This is a genomic window from Halomonas sp. GXIMD04776, from assembly GCF_049808615.1.
Taxonomy (GTDB): domain Bacteria; phylum Pseudomonadota; class Gammaproteobacteria; order Pseudomonadales; family Halomonadaceae; genus Modicisalibacter.
The window spans coordinates 12,876-29,305 of the sequence record NZ_JBNCAN010000004.1 but is presented as its reverse complement, the minus strand read 5'-3'; the positions used below and the strand labels follow the sequence as shown (position 1 = coordinate 29,305).

The window sequence follows — 16,430 nt, the reverse complement described above, 5'->3', positions numbered from 1 at the left end:
TGATCCTTTTCGATGCTTTTCACACCCAGCATGGCCTAAACTCAAATGGTCAATACACGGTCAGTGCAGCGTCACGTATAAATAATCGTTATCAATATGGCTGCTTGCAATAATTGGATATTTTGCTTGATAACCACGTGCCTGTTACAATTCATGATAAATTCGCAATGGCGACATTGGACATGGATGCATCCACACAACCGTTTACCCCGTCGGCGGATTTAGCCAAGATCAGTACGGCAGATGCCGTAGTCGGACAAGCGCATAATCCCTTGTTCATCCGTAAACCCACCACGGAAGATGGCTGGGGTATCTTCGAATTAGTGAAATCCTGCCCTCCATTGGATGTGAATTCTGCTTACGCATATCTGCTCTTGGCCACTCAGTTTCGCGACAGCTGCGCAGTGGCAACCAATGAAGAAGGCGAAATCGTTGGTTTCGTATCCGGTTATACCAAGCACAGTGCGCCAGACACGTTTTTTCTATGGCAGGTGGCAGTGGGCGACAAGGCTCGGGGCACCGGCCTGGCAAGACGCTTGGTCGAAGCGATTCTCAGCCGACCGGAGATGTCAGCCGTGCGCCATCTCGAAACGACGATCACGCCGGACAACGCCGCTTCCTGGGGCCTGTTCAGGCGCCTTGCGGACCGTTGGCAAGCCCCATTGAACAGCCGGGAATATTTTTCCACCGATCAACTGGGCGGTGAGCACGATCCCGAAAATCTGGTGCGGATCGGTCCCTTCGATCCCCAATATATCTAATTCAGCATTTTCATTAAACTTATCAGGAGGTTGTAGAATGCAGACCCAAATTCTCGAGCGTATGGAATCAGACGTCCGTACCTATTCTCGTTCGTTTCCGGTGGTATTCTCGAAAGCCCAAGGAGCGAGGCTGCATACCGAAGACGGTCAGCGCTACATCGATTTTCTGGCCGGTGCCGGTACCCTGAATTACGGCCACAACAACCCCAAGATCAAGCAGGCACTGGTCGATTACATCACCTCCGATGGTATCGTCCATGGACTCGATATGTGGACCGAAGCCAAGCGCGACTACCTCGAGACGTTGGAAAATGTCATCTTCAAGCCGCGTAATCTGAACTACAAGGTGCACCTGCCGGGGCCGACAGGCACCAATGCGGTCGAGGCGGCCATTCGTCTGGCCCGGGTTGCCACGGGTCGTCACCATATCGTGTCCTTCACCAATGGCTTCCATGGCGTCACCATGGGATCGCTGGCCACTACCGGCAATCGCAAATTCCGTGAAGCCACCGGCGGTATCCCCACGCAAGGCGCGAGTTTCGTGCCTTTTGACGGCTACATGGGCGATCATGTCGACACTCTGGATTACTTCGAGAAGCTGTTGGGCGACAACTCCGGCGGCCTCGATCGTCCGGCCGGGGTGATTATCGAAACCGTGCAAGGCGAGGGCGGTATCAACGTTGCGGGCATCGATTGGCTCAAGCGGCTCGAGCAGATCTGTCGCGATCATGAAATCCTGCTGATCGTGGATGACATTCAGGCGGGTTGTGGTCGTACCGGCAAGTTCTTCAGTTTCGAACACGCAGGCATTACGCCCGACATCATTACCAACTCCAAGTCGCTGTCCGGCTATGGGCTGCCATTTGCCCACGTGCTGATGCGTCCGGAACTGGATAAGTGGAAGCCAGGTCAGTACAACGGCACGTTCCGGGGTTTTGCCTTGGCGTTCACGACCGCGGCGGCGGCCCTGCGTGAATACTGGTCAAACGATGTCCTCGAGCGCGATGTTCAGCGTAAAGGACGTATTGTCGAAGACCGTTTCCAGAAGATTGCCGCCTGGCTGAGCGAAAAAGGGCACCCGGCAAGCGAACGGGGACGTGGCCTGATGAGAGGACTGGATGTCGCCTCGGGCGATATCGCCGACAAGATCACGGCCCAGGCATTCAAGAACGGCCTGATCATTGAAACCTGTGGCTCGGATGGGCAGGTCATCAAATGCCTGTGCCCGCTGACCATCAGCGACGAGGATCTCGTCGAGGGGCTGGATATTCTTGATGCCAGTGCCAAGGAAGCTCTAAGCTGAAGTTGCTGACTGACACAAACGGACGGGCACCCAGATGCCCGTACATTTCAGCAAGACATTTATAAGAGACACTCATAAGAAAGGGATATCGCTCATGATCGTTCGCAATCTCGAAGAAGCCCGCAAGACAGACCGTCTTGTAACCGCGGCCAACGGCAACTGGGACAGCACACGCTTGTCACTGGCTCAGGATGGCGGTAAGTGCTCGTTCCACATTACGCGGATCTATGAAGGCACTGAAACGCATATTCACTACAAGCATCACTTCGAAGCAGTGTATTGCATCGAAGGCGAAGGCGAAGTGGAAACGCTCGCGGATGGCAAGATATGGCCGATCAAACCGGGCGATATCTACATCCTCGATCAGCATGACGAGCACCTATTGCGTGCAAGCAAGACCATGCATCTGGCCTGCGTCTTTACCCCGGGGCTGACCGGTAATGAAAATCATCGGGAAGACGGCTCTTACGCGCCGGCGGATGAGGTCGATGAAGCCGATGATAACAAGCCGCTCTAAGCGACCGTAGCTGATAAGCGCCGTATGAAAGAGGCCTCGGTAACAAGGTTATCGAGACCTCTTTCTATTATCCAACTAACTTCGCATAATGTATATTATGTTAAATAAAAGAACAGAGGCATTATTCTACTCCATTCCATCCTGACCAGGTTGTCCAGCATTTCCACTGTCTCTCCACCAGGCCTGCTATAAAGATGGCGATCAGCGCTTCAGATGTGGCCTGTTAAATTGTACTCTTCCTAGCGCGTGCATTCGGATAGCGATCTTCAGAAACATACCCAAGGAGTGACATGTGAGCGATTCGATCTTGCAAAGCGTTACCGGCACGACCAGGAAACGCATTTTATCTTTATACCCTCTGGCCATTGCAGCCGGCTTGTGGGTGGTATTCACGGCTCCAACAGCCTTGGCCTTTGACTTCGAGGATGTGGCGGACAAGGCAAAAAAACTGGTGGAACAGGATTATCAGGCGCCGGAAACCAATACGACTCCGAAGCTGCGTGACTTGGAGTATGAACAGTACGCTCAAATCCAGTACCGAATGGATCGCGCTATCTGGCGTGATGAAGAACTCCCCTTCAACCTAAGCTTTTTTCATGAAGGAATGCATTATGTAAGCGCTGTAGACATGAATATCATTGATGATAAAGGCGCTCATGAAATTCCCTTCAAAGCTGAAAATTTCCACTATGGTGATGTCCAGCTTGCCGAAGAGGATCTTCAGGATCTTGGGTTCGCGGGTATCAAGATTCATTTTCCTATCAATGACCCCAACACCATCGATGATGAAATCATGGTTTTCCAGGGGGCCAGCTATTTTCGCGTCATCGGCCGCGATCAGATTTATGGCCTGTCCGGTCGTGGATTGGCGATCGATACGGAAACACCGTCCGAGACAGAAGCCCCTTCAGGCGAAGAGTTTCCGAATTTTCGTGAGTTCTGGATCAAGAAACCCGAGCCCGACGCTCAATCCTTGACCATATTCGCGTTGCTCGATTCCCCGAGCGCTACCGGGGCTTACCGTTTCGTACTCGAGCCCGGCGATGACTCTGTGCTCGATGTGAAATCACGCATCTTCCTGCGCGAACCTATTCAAAAGCTGGGTATTACCCCGCTGACCAGTATGTTTCTCTTCGGCCCGAGCCAGCCCTCTCCGACATTGAACTACCGCCCTGCAATACATGATTCCAACGGTCTGTTGATCTATGGTGGTGACACCGGCTGGACATGGCGGCCGCTGGTCAACCCAAAAAATGTAGAAGTTAGCAGTCAACACATCGACAACCTGAAAGGCTTTGGTCTGCTGCAGCGTAGCCATGCGTTTCATGACTACGAGGATTTGATCGATCGTTACGACCTGCGGCCTAGTGCCTGGATAGAGCCTAAGAATGATTGGGGGCCTGGCGCTGTGGAATTGGTTGAAATTCCTACGAAGAATGAAACCAACGACAACATTGTTGCCTTCTGGAAGCCTGACGAGATGCCGAAGATCGGTGAGGCCGTGGATTTCGACTACCGCATGTACTGGACGAAAAACGAAAGCAAGTATCACGACCCTGCATTGTCTTGGGTCGACAGTACCATGCGTTCACGAGGTGAAGTGCGTCAGAATGACCTGGTGCGCGAACCCGACGGCTCGACCGCCTTTGTCATCGATTTCAAGGGCCCCGCGCTCGAATCGCTGGCGCCGGATGTTCAGCCCAGCGCCGAGATCAGAGTTGGCGAAAATGGCGAGCTGTTCGAGAGCCAAGTGATCCGAAACGTCGCTGAGGGCGGCTGGCGAGTGATACTGCGCGTCAAGCGTGATGACGATGCGCGGCCTCTGGAAATACGCGCTCATCTGCAGGAAGGTGAGCGTCGTCTTTCGGAAACCTGGTTCTATCGGTTACCAGTCGCCAATTGAGATGGAGCAAACCAAGAAGTGATATGCGCCGGCTGGCACGAAACTCGTCCAGCCGGCGCATATTTTCTGTCATCTGTATGGCTTGAACATGCAGATGAAAAATCACATGGACTCTCCCCCAAGGTTCGCTTTACCCATGGACAAGCAAACGGCGGCAAGTAGCAAGCAGCGATTTTTAGGACTGGAGTGGCTACGCTTTTGGCTCGGACTGTATATCGTCATCTTTCATACATTGCATACCTACTCATCGATTCGTGATTGGTCCGGGTACATCACGGATATCGGTTTCTTTTCTACCAGCGCCTTCTTCGTGCTTTCTGGATTTCTTTTGGCCCATGTTTATCTCGATGACAGTACTCATATGCGGGAGCCCGCCAAAAGCTTCTGGATAAAGCGCTTTTCCAATCTTTATCCCATCCATATCGGTGCCGTCTTGCTGGCCATGGCCATTTCGGCCCTGGTGGGTTATCTGGCCATTACCGAGGCGGATGCTGGGGCATCGATCCGTTTCGTGCTTTACGATGTCAATGATGGTTCTAGTCTCGAGAGCATCAGACACTACATGAGCAATGCAGAACTCGTGTTGAATATCTTTCTCAACGTGACATTGATGCATGCCTGGAACCCGCTTTATCTAACGTTCAACCCGGTGACCTGGTCCATTTCTGCGCTGTTCTTTTTCTATTTGACCTTCCCTTGGGCCGCACCGAGACTTCTTCGCGTTCGGTCACCGTTAAAGGCAATGGCGATCGTCAATGCGCTGTATCTGATTCCTCCGATCCTGGTGATCGCATTCACCGACTTCGGCATGCCGGAAACCGGTATTCTACATCGCAACCCCTTGATCAGATTGCCCGAGTTCTTGGCCGGCATTCTACTCTGTGCGTTCTACAGGCAACGCCGCCAATCGGGACGTTTGATGAGCGCTACGGCTCAGTTGGCTGCCCTTTCGTTCGTTGCATTATCCATTGTCGTTGGTATATGGCTGCTGCGTCACCAGGAGCGCGCCTGGTATTATCTGCTGCACAATGGGTTATTGCTCCCCGCCCAGCTCACACTGATTTTTGTCGTTGCGCATTGGTCGCCCTACTCCAGTCCTCGCATGCGCCGTCTGGCCTATCGCCTGGGCGGAGCGTCACTCCCGATGTTTGCGCTGCATGTGCCTCTATTCGTCATCTTTACCCGGGTCGAGCGAGTCCTTGAAGGTGAGCCGAGTCTCTGCCTGACGAGTATTCGTCAGTGTATGGAGGCCGCCGGAGAAACGTCGATATGGCTATATCCTGTTTTTCTGCTATTTACCGTGCTGTTTTGCGTGATGTTTCAGGAGACGTTCGTGTTACGCGTTCGCCAATGGGTACAAGGTAAACTCTTACGCCCGGATCGGCGTTCCACTTAACTCATCTCTTGTTACTGCAGGCGAGTGACTAAAGCGTTGTCAATCACGGCTTGCTGGGTATCGATACATGGACGTTTGGCCATCGACTCCTTATCATCATGCCCATTTATCAGATGCGTTTGCCTGTCGAGCAAGCTGATGCAACAACGGTTTCAAAGGATTTCAATGACTATATCGCTACGATGCGCGCTGCGTTCACTCGCTGTCAGCACTCTTCTTCTCGGTGGCTGTGCGCTCCAACCACAGGGGGAAGACGACGGCAAGCTTGATGCCTTGGTCACGACACCGCAACTCGATTCCCGCTTGAGCGACCTGGAAAACAGTCTGGTTCAGCGCTGCATGAATGACGCAGGGGTTCTGGAATCCCACGATGCTCGCCTCGACGAGGTTGGCGCCGATGTCACCGCGTTAGGCAGTGCACTGGGGGCGTTGCGCGCCGAGATCAAAAACCTTGGCAGCGAATCGAGTGCGCCACCGGCGGACTGCCCTACCAGCGACGTAGAGGCGTTGGAGAACAAGACGCTACTAGGGCGCACCGAATGGGTCGGTTTCCCGACCATTGGCACGTATTTGAAGGCGCGTGTCGATTCCGGTGCCAATACCGCCTCCATCTCCGCTCGCGACATCACCGAGTTCGAACGTGAGGGGGAAGACTGGGTGCGCTTCAAACTGGCGCTGGATGAAAACGATGTCGTCATCGACGATGTTCGCGATAAATCGATCGAAGCGGAGATTACCCGGCGCGTGCGTATCATTCAGGCCTCCGGAGAAGAAAGCCGGCCGGTCATCACCTTGCTGATGCGTCTCGGCCCGATTAAGCAGAATGTTGATTTCACCCTCAATGATCGTTCTCACCTGGATTACCCTGTGCTACTCGGACGGCGCTTCATGCTGGATATTGCGCTGATCGACGTAGCTCAAGCCTACCTGCACGAGCGTCCTGAATACCCCGGAGGCGAACCTTCCGACAAAGCCGCTGAAGATGAAGCCAGCGACGGCAAAGACGACAAGGAACAGCGCTGATATGTCTCGTGTGCCCTTTTATCTACTGGTTGGCGTCTTATTGTTGGCCGGTATTGCGGTAACCATTTATCGCCACGTGGCTTTCGAAGTACCTTGGGTGCCCGGCGAGCAGCGCCAAGTGTGGGAGGTCGAAGCCCAGGTCAATTTCATTGCCGAGGGTGAGTCTGCCAAGGTGAACCTCGCGCTGCCCACCAATCAGGCAGGGTTTCGTGTCTTGACCGAGAATACGGGCTCTTCCGGCTTCGGTCTCTCCTTTCTCGATGACGAAAAGGGCCGCCGCGCGCAATGGGCCACGCGAGAAGCCAAGGGCAGCCAGCAGCTCTACTATTCGGTTCAGCTCCTGGTCGCTCCCAACGCCACCTCCCCGCAGATCGAGCCCCCGGCGCCGGACCAGGACGTATCCTGGGCGCGCCCCTATGACACGGCGGCGAAAGACGTCATCGACCGCGCATACCGTCAGTCATCGGATGCCTTTACGTTCTCGCGGGAACTGGTACGCGCCTTCAGCGGCGAACGTCAGGACGAGAACGCTCGCCTGCTGTTGACCCAGTTCGACCGCCCCACACTGCTGGTAAAGTTGCTCAACCAGGCCGGCGTGTCGGCGCGCAAGATTCATGGCCTGTTGCTTGAAGATGGCCGTCGCAGGCAAAGTCTGACAACCTGGATCCAGGTCTTCAATGCGGACGGTGATTGGGCCATCATCAACCCCACCAGTGGCGAGCAAGGCCGCCCGGACAATTTGCTGCTCTGGGAAGCTGGCGATCAGGCCGTGCTCGAGGTTCAAGGCGGACGCGATTCGAAGGTCACCTTCTCGATGCTGCAGCATAATGAACCGGCGTCCGTGGCGGTGCGTAATCAATTGGCCAACGACACCCTGCTCAACTTCTCGATTCACAGCTTGCCGCTCGAAGAGCAGTCGCTGTTCAAGACCATTCTGTTGATCCCGATCGGCGCCCTTGTCGTCGTGTTATTGCGTGTCCTGATCGGCATCAAGACCTCCGGTACCTTCATGCCCGTACTGATCGCCCTCGCCTTCATCCAGACCACACTCTTCACAGGACTGGTGGGGTTTTTATTGGTGGTCGCGGTAGGCCTGGTGATTCGCAGCTATCTTTCCTATCTCAACCTGCTGTTGGTGGCGCGAGTGTCGGCGGTGATCATCACGGTCATCGCCATCATCTCGATCTTCTCCGTCGTAGCCTATCGCATGGGTTTGAACGCGGGCCTGACGATCACCTTTTTCCCGATGATCATTCTGAGCTGGACCATCGAGCGCATGTCGATCCTGTGGGAGGAAGAAGGCCCCAAGGAGGTGCTGATTCAAGGGGGCGGCAGCCTTCTGACCGCCGTGCTGGCCTATCTGGCGATGAACAACCCTTGGGTGCGCCACATCACGTTCAATTTCCTGGGGGTGCAGCTGATCCTGATGGCGTTCATTCTGCTGCTCGGCAATTACACTGGCTATCGACTGCTTGAATTGCGTCGCTTCAAGCCGATCACGGAGGACTGATGCCATGTGGGCGACGCCGTCACAGCTCAAGACCAAAGGCATCATTGGCATGAACCGACGCAATATTCGCTATATCGGTCGCTACAATGATCGCCGCCTCTATCCGTTAGTGGATGACAAGCTGCAGACCAAACTGCTGGCCAAACGCTACGGTATTACCACGCCGGATCTGATCGGCACGGTCACCAATCAGTTCAGCGTCAAACACATCGCCGAGATGGTCGCCGGTCATCCCGGCTTCGTCATCAAGCCCGCCAAGGGTAGCGGTGGCAAGGGCATCCTGGTGGTAGAGCATCAGGATGCAGAAGGCTATATCAAGCCCAGCGGCCACCGTTTGCATCGCGAAGACTTGGAACGCCACGTATCCAACATTCTGTCGGGGCTCTATTCGCTGGGCGGATCACCGGATGTGGCGGTGGTGGAGTCCCTGATCGATTTCGACGAGTCCTTGTCTGAATATACCTACGAAGGAGTCCCGGACATTCGCGTGATCGTGTTCAAAGGCTATCCGGTCATGGCCATGATGCGCCTGTCGACCGCCGCCTCGGATGGCAAGGCCAACCTGCACCAGGGAGCGGTCGGTGTGGGGCTGGATATCGCCACGGGCACCGCACTGCGTGGTGTCCAGTTCGATCGCACACGTGTGGATCACCCAGATACCGGCCACGAATTATCCAGTCTTCAGATACCTGACTGGGAGGTCTTGCTCACCCTCGCGGCCAACTGTTATGAAATGACCGGGCTGGGTTATCTGGGGACCGACATGGTACTTGATCGCCGTCATGGCCCCATGCTGCTGGAACTCAATGCGCGCCCGGGACTCGCCATCCAGATGGCCAATGGCGAAGGGTTACGTCCTCGCCTCGATCTTATCGAGCGTCAGGACGAAGGCATTGGCGTGGATGCCCGAGTAGCTTTTTCGCGGCAGCATTTTGCTCGGCGCGGCGAGTTGCAAGAAGCGGTCGCCTGACACTCATGTCGGGGCATGGAGGACGACGATGGCCAATGTGTTCAAGCAGATCGAAACAGCTGAAAAAGGCACCCGGTGCGACTTGCCATCGCTGCTCGATGCCATTCGCTGGAATTCAGACGGGTTGATACCCGCCATCGCACAGCAACATGATAGCGGGGAAGTCCTGATGCTGGCCTGGATGAATCGACGATCGCTCGAAGAGACGCTACATACCGGGCGTGTCTGCTATTGGTCTCGTTCTCGGGGCAAGCTCTGGCGCAAGGGGGAATCCTCCGGTCAAGAGCAGCATCTGAAATCGGCGCATCTCGACTGCGATGGCGATACCCTGCTGCTTGGCGTCGAACAAACTGGCCCCGCCTGTCACACTGGTAGGCGAAGCTGTTTCTATGTCGCGCTTGAAGACGAGTGCGGCTGGGTGGATACCAAGCCTCTTATCGATCCGAGTGCCCTTTATGGCGGCAAGGATTAAACACAGTCTACAACGAAGCCTATCTATCCTACTGATCGGCATTATTCGCCTGTATCAGTATGGCATCAGTCCCCTGCTCGGTCCGCGCTGCCGTTTCTGGCCTTCCTGCTCCCACTATGCCATCGAAGCCCTGCAGTTATATGGGCCTTTCAAAGGGGGATGGCTGGCCCTCAAGCGCATCCTCAAATGCCATCCCTGGCATGCCGGCGGCATCGATCCAGTACCGCCGCGAGTGGGCTGTCGACACGACGTCACGGATAGCGATGCTCCCAAGACCGATGATCGCTCAGGTTGACGACAGAGCCTAACCGGCCACTCTTTCCTGCTCCGCCACTGAATAGATACGCGTCAGCATCGCATGCAGCCCGTTCGAGCGTGTTGGTGAGAGATGCTTGTCGAGCCCAAGGTCTTCGAGAAAGCGCGGCGTGGTTTCAACGATCTCGCCGGGTGTGCGGTCGTTGTAGATACGCATCAATACCGCGATCAGCCCGGACACGATAGCAGCATCCGAGGTGGCGTCGAAGTGCAGCGTCTCACCTTGGCGCTGGTGGTGCATCCAGACATTGGACTGGCAGCCATCGATCTTCGTCTCGGGTGACTTCAAGTCCTCGGGAAACGCCGGTAACTGCTTGCCCATGTCGATGATGTACTGATAACGATCCATCCAGTTATCGAACAAGCTGAACTCATCGATCAACTCGGCCTGGGCTTCCTGTGCACTCATGTCGCCTCCTCCAAAGGTAATGGCTGCATTATAACGACTCATGCCCGCCATCGTCTGCCGCTGAGTCTGTATCCGGCGGTATCATCTCCAACCGATGCGCGCTTACCTGCTGCTGCCATTCCTGGGCCTCGGCGTGCAGATAGCGGGCGGTGGTGTCCAGCCGCGAGTGACGGGCCGTCCTGGCAAGATAGCGCAGTTCGACACCTGACTGGGCCTGATGCGTGATCGCGGTATGCCGCAGCCAATGTGGTGTCGCCTTCCGCAGGGTTTGCACCATGACGGCTCCGCCCTCAGCTGCCTCGATTTCCTGCGCAGCGTCTTCGAAGCTCCCCTTGATCAGCCGATAAAGCTGGTTGTCACCCAGGCTGCGCTGACCGTCGAGCCCTCTTAGCACCGGTCCGATCTCGTCCGACTCTGGCAATGGCGTCAGCCCCAGGTGCGCCCGCCACTCGCCGAGCAGCGCGAGCATGTCCGGGGGGACCGGGATGCTCGCGAGCTTGTCGCCCTTGCCAACGACTCGCCACCACCAGCGGCCTTCGCGGCAGGTGAAATCGCTCATCCTTGCCGACGCCATTTCACTGATACGCGGGGCCAGCAGATAAGCGAAGCCGAAGATCAACCGTCGACGCTGCCAGGTGAAGTGTACTCGCGGACTGGCGCCCTTTTCCGGCGGCCGATTGAGCCATTGCCATAACCAATCCCACAGTGGCCGCTCAAGATAGCGTTCGATACCCTCTCGACGATTATCCAGCCGCCGCCGCTTGTCACGCATCAAACGAAAGGGATTGTGTTCCACCCAGCCCGCCTCCACCAGCCAACTGAAAAGTCCCTGCAGGATGACCAGGCTCTGGCGACGGCTTGCGGCGGTCAGAGGCCGGCGAAAAGGACGCCAATCGGGATGAGCACGGGGCCGTGGCGCCCCCACCCAACGCTCGGCGGGTTGCGGATCAGCCAGAAAGTGTTCAAAGGCGTCGAGTCGTTGTCGATCAATGTCGGCAAGACTCAGGTGCTGCGCCTCCAGCCATAGCAGCAGGCGTTCTGCCTCCTTACGATATGCGCGGAACGTCTGCGCACTGGCGGTGTACTCGTTAAGCCACTGTCCAATGACTTGGGCATCGTCATTGGCAGTAATGCGCATTGACTTAGCGGTATGCGTCACTTTAGGCAGTATCGCCATGTTCCGAGGCTCAGCCGCGGTAACACCGCTATCACCGTCCTGCCGGTATTCGCTTGTCATCCTGTACGCTTCTATCTAGCTGTGCGTGAGAGCCCATTGTTCATCCTACGCAGCATTTATTCAAGATAAGGCGCGTAATCATGAATTTATTTGTGCTTCGATAAATAATATTACGTTTTATGTATTACGTAATTATTCAATTCAATTGCGAATGACGCTAAGATGCCCTGCATTGCTGCTTTTGATGAGCAGTCTGAACAGGAGAGGACCATGGCGCGTAGCGGCGTTCGGTACGAAGAAGTACAAAAAGCCATTCATCAATTGCTACAACGGGGTGAAACACCCGGGGTGCAAAAGATTCGCGAGGTGCTGGGCACCGGTAGCTTCACTACCCTCAGCGAACATCTGCGTCAGTGGAAAATCGAGCGCGAGGAGAATCGTGACGCCCCCCCTGCTCAAGACTTGCCTGAGCCACTACAGGCATTGACTCAGGAACTCTGGCGTCAAGCTCAGGAAGCGGCCCGGCAGGGACTTAATCACTACCGCGAAGAGGCGGAACAGCGCGTTGAAGAGGCGCAGAACAGCGCCCAGGAGTCTCGGCGACTGGCGGAGGATGCCGCTCAGCGTGAGTCTGCCATGTCTGATCACCTGGCAAAGCTGCAGACACGCCTTGATGAAAAAAGCACAGCCTTGGCTCAATCCCAAGCGCAACTCGACGCCAGCCATACCCAGCTCGAGAACGCGACGACGAAGATTGCTCGTTTAGAAGAACAATTCGCCCAGTTACAGAAGAAAAGCGCGGCCGAGGCGACGGAATATCGAGATGCTTTGGATGAGCAAGCCCGCCAATACGATGCCCGACTTGCCCAGGAAGAACAGCGCCACGAAACTGCCGAGGCGAAGCTCATGACTCTACTCGACGATGCCCGACGCGAAAGACAGGAACAGGAAAAGCAGCATGCCAAGCGCCAGGCGCAGTTGGATAAACGGGCCGAAGGACTGGAGAAATCACTGCAGGAACAGCGCGCGGCGCTAGCGGAAGAAGAGAAGCGGCATCGCGAGACCCGTTGGGAGTTGAACCGTCTTCAGGATGACGCCCGGGAAATGACGGTCAAGCTGGAACAGCGTGACTCCTTGCTCGCCGAACGCGAGAACGAACTGACGCAGATACGAGAAAGACTTGGCAAGGCCGAAGAGCGGTTATCCCAGGCCAGCTTTCCACCCTTCGTCTATTGAGTGATCGTTCCGTGTCGCTCCGACTCGGTGCCTGTCGACTCGGGAGAGCGAGTCGGCAGCTCATCGCTGACCAGCGTCTCTTTCTCCAGCAGCACCTCCACCAGGCGCTCCATCTCGACGCGCCGTTGCTCGAGTATATTCTTGGCAACCTGAAAGGCGCTTTCGATCAACTCCTTCACGGCAACATCGATTTCCCGAGCGGTTTCTTCGCTGAAGCGACGCCCGCCTCCTTCGATGGGCTGGCCCAGGAAGGTGCCCTGCTGTGTCTCGTAAGCAATCTGGCCAAGCGTGTCGTTCATGCCATAGCGCGTGACCATGGCCCGGGCAATCTCCGTGGCTTTCATCAGATCATCGCTGGCGCCGGTGGATATCTCCCCGCAGAACAGCACTTCGGCGGCTCTGCCGCCCAGCAACACGGCCATCTTGTTCTCGAGCTCCTCCCGGGTCATGAGGAAACGGTCTTCCGTGGGGCGTTGCAACGTATAGCCAAGGGCACCGATCCCTCTGGGAATGATGGAGATCTTGTGCACCGGGTCCTGGCCGGGAAGCGTCAGTGCAACGAGAGCGTGGCCCAGTTCGTGATATGCGACGGTACGACGCTCCTTGGGGATCATCAGTCGGTTCTTCTTTTCGAGGCCGGCCACGATGCGCTCGACAGCCAAGTTGAAATCCTCGAGGGTGACGGTGGCGCGGGATTCCCGGGCCGCCAGGATCGCTGCCTCGTTGCACAGGTTGGCGAGCTCGGCACCGGAGAAACCGGGCGTCAGCGCCGCCACCTGTTCCAGGTCGGTCGCCGAATCCAACTGGATCTTTCGGACATGCACTTGCAGGATCGCCAGTCGGCCAACCTTGTCAGGACGATCGACGAGCACCTGACGATCGAAACGCCCTGCTCGCAACAGCGCCGGATCGAGGATTTCCGGCCGGTTGGTAGCGGCCAGCAGCACCACACCGGCGCTGGAATCAAAGCCGTCCAGTTCCGCCAATAGCTGATTAAGCGTCTGCTCCTTCTCGTCATGGCCTCCGGAGTAGGGGCCAACACCACGTGCGCGCCCCAGTGCATCCAGTTCGTCGATAAAGATGATGCTGGGCGCTGCCTTGCGCGCCTGCTCAAAGAGATCGCGTACCCGAGCGGCTCCCACCCCCACGAACATCTCGACGAACTCCGAGCCGGAAATGGAAAAGAAGGGTACGCCGGCCTCCCCTGCCACTGCTCGGGCTAGCAATGTTTTACCCGTACCGGGTGGGCCGACGAGGAGAACGCCTTTCGGCAACCGTGCGCCCACGCGCTTGTAACGCTCCGAGGACGTGAGAAAGGAAACGATCTCCTGCAGTTCGTGCTTGGCTTCATCAACCCCGGCCACATCGCCGAAGGTAGTCTTGGTATCTTTCTCGACGTAGACCTTGGCCTTCGATTTGCCCACGGACATCAGACCGCCTGCTCCCTGGCGCTCCGCCAGACGGCGGATGAGAAACATCCAGATGGCAAAGAAGAAGACCAGAGGAACGATCCATGACAGCAGATCACGAACGAAGGTATTGGGAATGTCACCCGCGAAGGTCACGTCGTACTTGGCCAGGTCCTGGGCCAGATCACGATCGACACGGGTGGTTTCGAACTGCTGGTTGCCGCTCTCCAACGGACTCTTGAGTGTGCCTCTGATCGATTCCGGTCCGATCATGACCTCGTCGATCCGTTCGTTTTCCAACAGGCTCTCGAACTCGCTGTAGGGAATTTTCTCAACCCGATTGGTGGTCGTCCACCAATCCTGAAACAGCATCAGGGCAAAGATGGCCAGCACCACGTACCAGAGGTTTATGTGCGTCTTGCGATCCATGATTCTCCCCCCATCATCACGTCGTCACCGATCCGCGCAGAACGCGCTTGCCATCCTCCATTGTAAGCCGCTTTGAAAAGAGGTCCTGCCTTAGAACGGCATTTCATAGACCCAAGTCAAGTAAGCATGCGCAAAAAAGACAGGGCTCCTTATGAGCCTGCCCTCTTGGAGATCGAGATCGACCAAGTAACGCGGTAACAACGCAATACCGCTACCTGCCAATGCCAACTGATGAACCGCAAGATCGATATCCTCTTGAATGACATTGACGCGTTGCTCAGTGAGTCCCGAGGGATTCAAAAACCGTATTCAAGTGTTTTCTTTATCCTCAATCGTCGAGATAACCGGACCTGCCTCGAGCGTGCGATGCACCGGGCAACGATCGGCAATACGGATTAGCTGACCGGTCTGTTTGTCATCCAGATTCCCGACAAGGCGAATGCGCCGGGTAATGCGTTCGATTCGCCCGCTCTTCCCTTCGCACTCGGCGCAGTCATCGGCGTGTATGCGCTCGTGGACCAGACGAACCTGCACATCCTCCAGCGGAATTTCGTTGCGGTTTGCGTACATCCGCAGTGTCATGGACGTACAGGCACCCAGGCTCATCAACAGCAGATCATAGGGCGTCGGCCCGGCGTTGCCGCCCCCATAGGACACCGGCTCGTCCGCCTGCAGATGGTGACTCGCGGTATACAGCCCACGCAGGAACTGGTGATCATCTTCGGTAATCAGCACCTCGCCGGCCGCGACTTCAGGTGCTGCGCTTGTTCCCGCTTTGGTTTGGACTTGAGCTCGAGCTGGGGATTGCACCGGCGCGATATAGCGGCTGGCCCAGGCCGCGAGCGTAGCCGCAACATAGTCGGCGTCCCGGGGATTGCTCAGCAGATGATCCGCCTTGTCCAGCGACACGAAACTCTTGGGGTGCTTGGCCGCCTGATAAATGGTGGCCGCTTCATCGATGGAAACAATCTCGTCCACCGGGGAATGAAAGACCAGCAACGCACGGCGCAGACGGCCGATATGTTCGAGGGTGACGTATTCATCCAGGTCGTCCAGCAACTGCCTCTTGATGCTGAATTCTCGCAGACCGAGCTTGACTTGGGCTCTGCCAGTGCGCTCGATCTCCGGCAACGCGCTCGTGAACAGGTGTCGCACATGATCCGCGGTGGCCGGTGCCGCAATGGTGCAGACGGCCTCGACTTCGCCAATATGCTGTGCCGCACTCAGCACCGCCGCCCCACCCAGGCTGTGACCAATCAACAAGCGCGGGGCCGCATGCTCGGCGCGCAGGTAATCCGCCGCCGCAATCAGATCCTGCACGTTGGAGGAAAAATTGCTGTTGGCGAAATCACCGTCGCTACTGCCCAGACCGGTGAAATCGAAGCGCAGCACCGCAATCCCTTCCCGAGCCAACGCACGTGCGATGCGCGACGCTGCCGCCACGTCCTTGCCGCAGGTAAAACAGTGGGCAAAGAGCGCATAGCTGGACGGCGCCTGGTCGTCGGGAGACTCCAGAAGACCAGCGAGCTTGATACCTTCTGCGTTAGTGAATTCGATCTTCTGTCGGGACATTAGACCACCTCATTTCGTGTAATAAGCC

General features: G+C 56.3%; 15 protein-coding genes. 11 read left to right on the top strand and 4 right to left on the bottom strand.

Annotated features, from left to right (window positions below):
* The first annotated feature begins 182 nt into the window (after positions 1–182).
* From ectA to yidD, 10 genes are all read left to right on the top strand, one after another.
* Positions 183–761, top strand: a complete 579-nt coding sequence (gene ectA, locus ACPF7Z_RS03435) for a diaminobutyrate acetyltransferase (protein WP_425191767.1) — start codon at positions 183–185, stop codon at positions 759–761.
* A gap of 37 nt (positions 762–798) precedes the next feature.
* Positions 799–2,064, top strand: coding sequence for a diaminobutyrate--2-oxoglutarate transaminase (gene ectB / locus ACPF7Z_RS03430; RefSeq protein ID WP_425191766.1), 1,266 nt, complete (start codon positions 799–801; stop codon positions 2,062–2,064).
* Positions 2,065–2,158: 94 nt separating this feature from the next.
* Positions 2,159–2,581, top strand: coding sequence for an ectoine synthase (locus tag ACPF7Z_RS03425; protein WP_425191765.1), 423 nt, complete (start codon positions 2,159–2,161; stop codon positions 2,579–2,581).
* Between the two features lie 292 nt (positions 2,582–2,873).
* Entirely contained in the window at positions 2,874–4,484 is a 1,611-nt protein-coding gene (locus ACPF7Z_RS03420; RefSeq protein WP_425191764.1) for a glucan biosynthesis protein G, read from the top strand.
* Positions 4,485–4,620: 136 nt separating this feature from the next.
* Positions 4,621–5,880 carry an acyltransferase family protein gene (locus ACPF7Z_RS03415; protein ID WP_425191763.1) on the top strand — a complete coding sequence of 420 codons (1,260 nt, stop codon included), beginning with the start codon at positions 4,621–4,623 and terminating at the stop codon, positions 5,878–5,880.
* Positions 5,881–6,045: 165 nt separating this feature from the next.
* A complete protein-coding gene (locus ACPF7Z_RS03410) occupies positions 6,046–6,903 on the top strand; it encodes an ATP-dependent zinc protease (protein ID WP_425191762.1) in 858 nt (285 codons plus the stop codon).
* Between the two features lies 1 nt (position 6,904).
* A complete protein-coding gene (locus ACPF7Z_RS03405; RefSeq protein ID WP_425191761.1) occupies positions 6,905–8,413 on the top strand; it encodes an inactive transglutaminase family protein in 1,509 nt (502 codons plus the stop codon).
* A gap of 4 nt (positions 8,414–8,417) precedes the next feature.
* A complete protein-coding gene (locus tag ACPF7Z_RS03400) occupies positions 8,418–9,383 on the top strand; it encodes an alpha-L-glutamate ligase-like protein (RefSeq protein WP_425191760.1) in 966 nt (321 codons plus the stop codon).
* 28 nt (positions 9,384–9,411) lie between these two features.
* Positions 9,412–9,855, top strand: a complete 444-nt coding sequence (gene hisI, locus ACPF7Z_RS03395; RefSeq protein ID WP_425191759.1) for a phosphoribosyl-AMP cyclohydrolase — start codon at positions 9,412–9,414, stop codon at positions 9,853–9,855.
* Positions 9,839–10,150 carry a membrane protein insertion efficiency factor YidD gene (yidD, locus tag ACPF7Z_RS03390; RefSeq protein ID WP_425191758.1) on the top strand — a complete coding sequence of 104 codons (312 nt, stop codon included), beginning with the start codon at positions 9,839–9,841 and terminating at the stop codon, positions 10,148–10,150. The genes hisI and yidD overlap by 17 nt, the downstream gene beginning before the upstream one ends.
* A 9-nt stretch (positions 10,151–10,159) precedes the next feature.
* Here yidD and ACPF7Z_RS03385 read toward each other — a convergent pair whose 3' ends face one another.
* Together ACPF7Z_RS03385 and ACPF7Z_RS03380 are read right to left on the bottom strand one after the other, a co-directional pair.
* The gene (locus ACPF7Z_RS03385; RefSeq protein ID WP_425191757.1) at positions 10,160–10,579 is read right to left on the bottom strand and encodes a SufE family protein; all 420 of its coding nucleotides are present in this window, start codon (positions 10,577–10,579) and stop codon (positions 10,160–10,162) included.
* A gap of 28 nt (positions 10,580–10,607) precedes the next feature.
* On the bottom strand, positions 10,608–11,756 hold the full coding sequence (locus ACPF7Z_RS03380) for a tyrosine-type recombinase/integrase (protein ID WP_425191932.1): 1,149 nt from the start codon (positions 11,754–11,756) through the stop codon (positions 10,608–10,610).
* A 270-nt stretch (positions 11,757–12,026) separates the two neighbouring features.
* Here ACPF7Z_RS03380 and ACPF7Z_RS03375 point away from each other — a divergent pair, with 270 nt between their 5' ends.
* Positions 12,027–12,992 carry a DNA-binding protein gene (locus ACPF7Z_RS03375; protein ID WP_425191756.1) on the top strand — a complete coding sequence of 322 codons (966 nt, stop codon included), beginning with the start codon at positions 12,027–12,029 and terminating at the stop codon, positions 12,990–12,992.
* On the opposite strand, the gene ftsH is transcribed toward ACPF7Z_RS03375, so the two are convergent.
* Both ftsH and ACPF7Z_RS03365 read right to left on the bottom strand, forming a co-directional pair.
* Positions 12,986–14,830: an ATP-dependent zinc metalloprotease FtsH gene (ftsH, locus tag ACPF7Z_RS03370; protein ID WP_425191755.1), complete on the bottom strand. Its 1,845-nt coding sequence runs from the start codon at positions 14,828–14,830 to the stop codon at positions 12,986–12,988. The genes ACPF7Z_RS03375 and ftsH overlap by 7 nt on opposite strands.
* Positions 14,831–15,139: 309 nt before the next feature.
* Positions 15,140–16,402 (bottom strand): alpha/beta fold hydrolase, encoded by a 1,263-nt coding sequence (locus tag ACPF7Z_RS03365; RefSeq protein WP_425191754.1) that lies wholly within the window; start codon positions 16,400–16,402, stop codon positions 15,140–15,142.
* Between the last annotated feature and the right edge of the window lie 28 nt (positions 16,403–16,430).

Excerpts from the sequence above, each read along its gene's own strand:
- ACPF7Z_RS03410 (WP_425191762.1), top strand. The coding sequence starts at position 6,046 with ATGACTATATCGCTACGATGCGCGCTGCGTTCACTCGCTGTCAGCACT.
- ectA (WP_425191767.1), top strand. The coding sequence starts at position 183 with ATGGATGCATCCACACAACCGTTTACCCCGTCGGCGGATTTAGCCAAG.
- ftsH (WP_425191755.1), bottom strand. The coding sequence starts at position 14,830 with ATGGATCGCAAGACGCACATAAACCTCTGGTACGTGGTGCTGGCCATC.
- ACPF7Z_RS03425 (WP_425191765.1), top strand. The coding sequence starts at position 2,159 with ATGATCGTTCGCAATCTCGAAGAAGCCCGCAAGACAGACCGTCTTGTA.
- ACPF7Z_RS03405 (WP_425191761.1), top strand. The coding sequence starts at position 6,905 with ATGTCTCGTGTGCCCTTTTATCTACTGGTTGGCGTCTTATTGTTGGCC.
- yidD (WP_425191758.1), top strand. The coding sequence starts at position 9,839 with ATGGCGGCAAGGATTAAACACAGTCTACAACGAAGCCTATCTATCCTA.
- ACPF7Z_RS03415 (WP_425191763.1), top strand. The coding sequence starts at position 4,621 with ATGGACAAGCAAACGGCGGCAAGTAGCAAGCAGCGATTTTTAGGACTG.
- hisI (WP_425191759.1), top strand. The coding sequence starts at position 9,412 with ATGGCCAATGTGTTCAAGCAGATCGAAACAGCTGAAAAAGGCACCCGG.
- ACPF7Z_RS03400 (WP_425191760.1), top strand. The coding sequence starts at position 8,418 with ATGTGGGCGACGCCGTCACAGCTCAAGACCAAAGGCATCATTGGCATG.
- ACPF7Z_RS03380 (WP_425191932.1), bottom strand. The coding sequence starts at position 11,756 with ATGGCGATACTGCCTAAAGTGACGCATACCGCTAAGTCAATGCGCATT.
- ectB (WP_425191766.1), top strand. The coding sequence starts at position 799 with ATGCAGACCCAAATTCTCGAGCGTATGGAATCAGACGTCCGTACCTAT.
- ACPF7Z_RS03385 (WP_425191757.1), bottom strand. The coding sequence starts at position 10,579 with ATGAGTGCACAGGAAGCCCAGGCCGAGTTGATCGATGAGTTCAGCTTG.
- ACPF7Z_RS03375 (WP_425191756.1), top strand. The coding sequence starts at position 12,027 with ATGGCGCGTAGCGGCGTTCGGTACGAAGAAGTACAAAAAGCCATTCAT.
- ACPF7Z_RS03365 (WP_425191754.1), bottom strand. The coding sequence starts at position 16,402 with ATGTCCCGACAGAAGATCGAATTCACTAACGCAGAAGGTATCAAGCTC.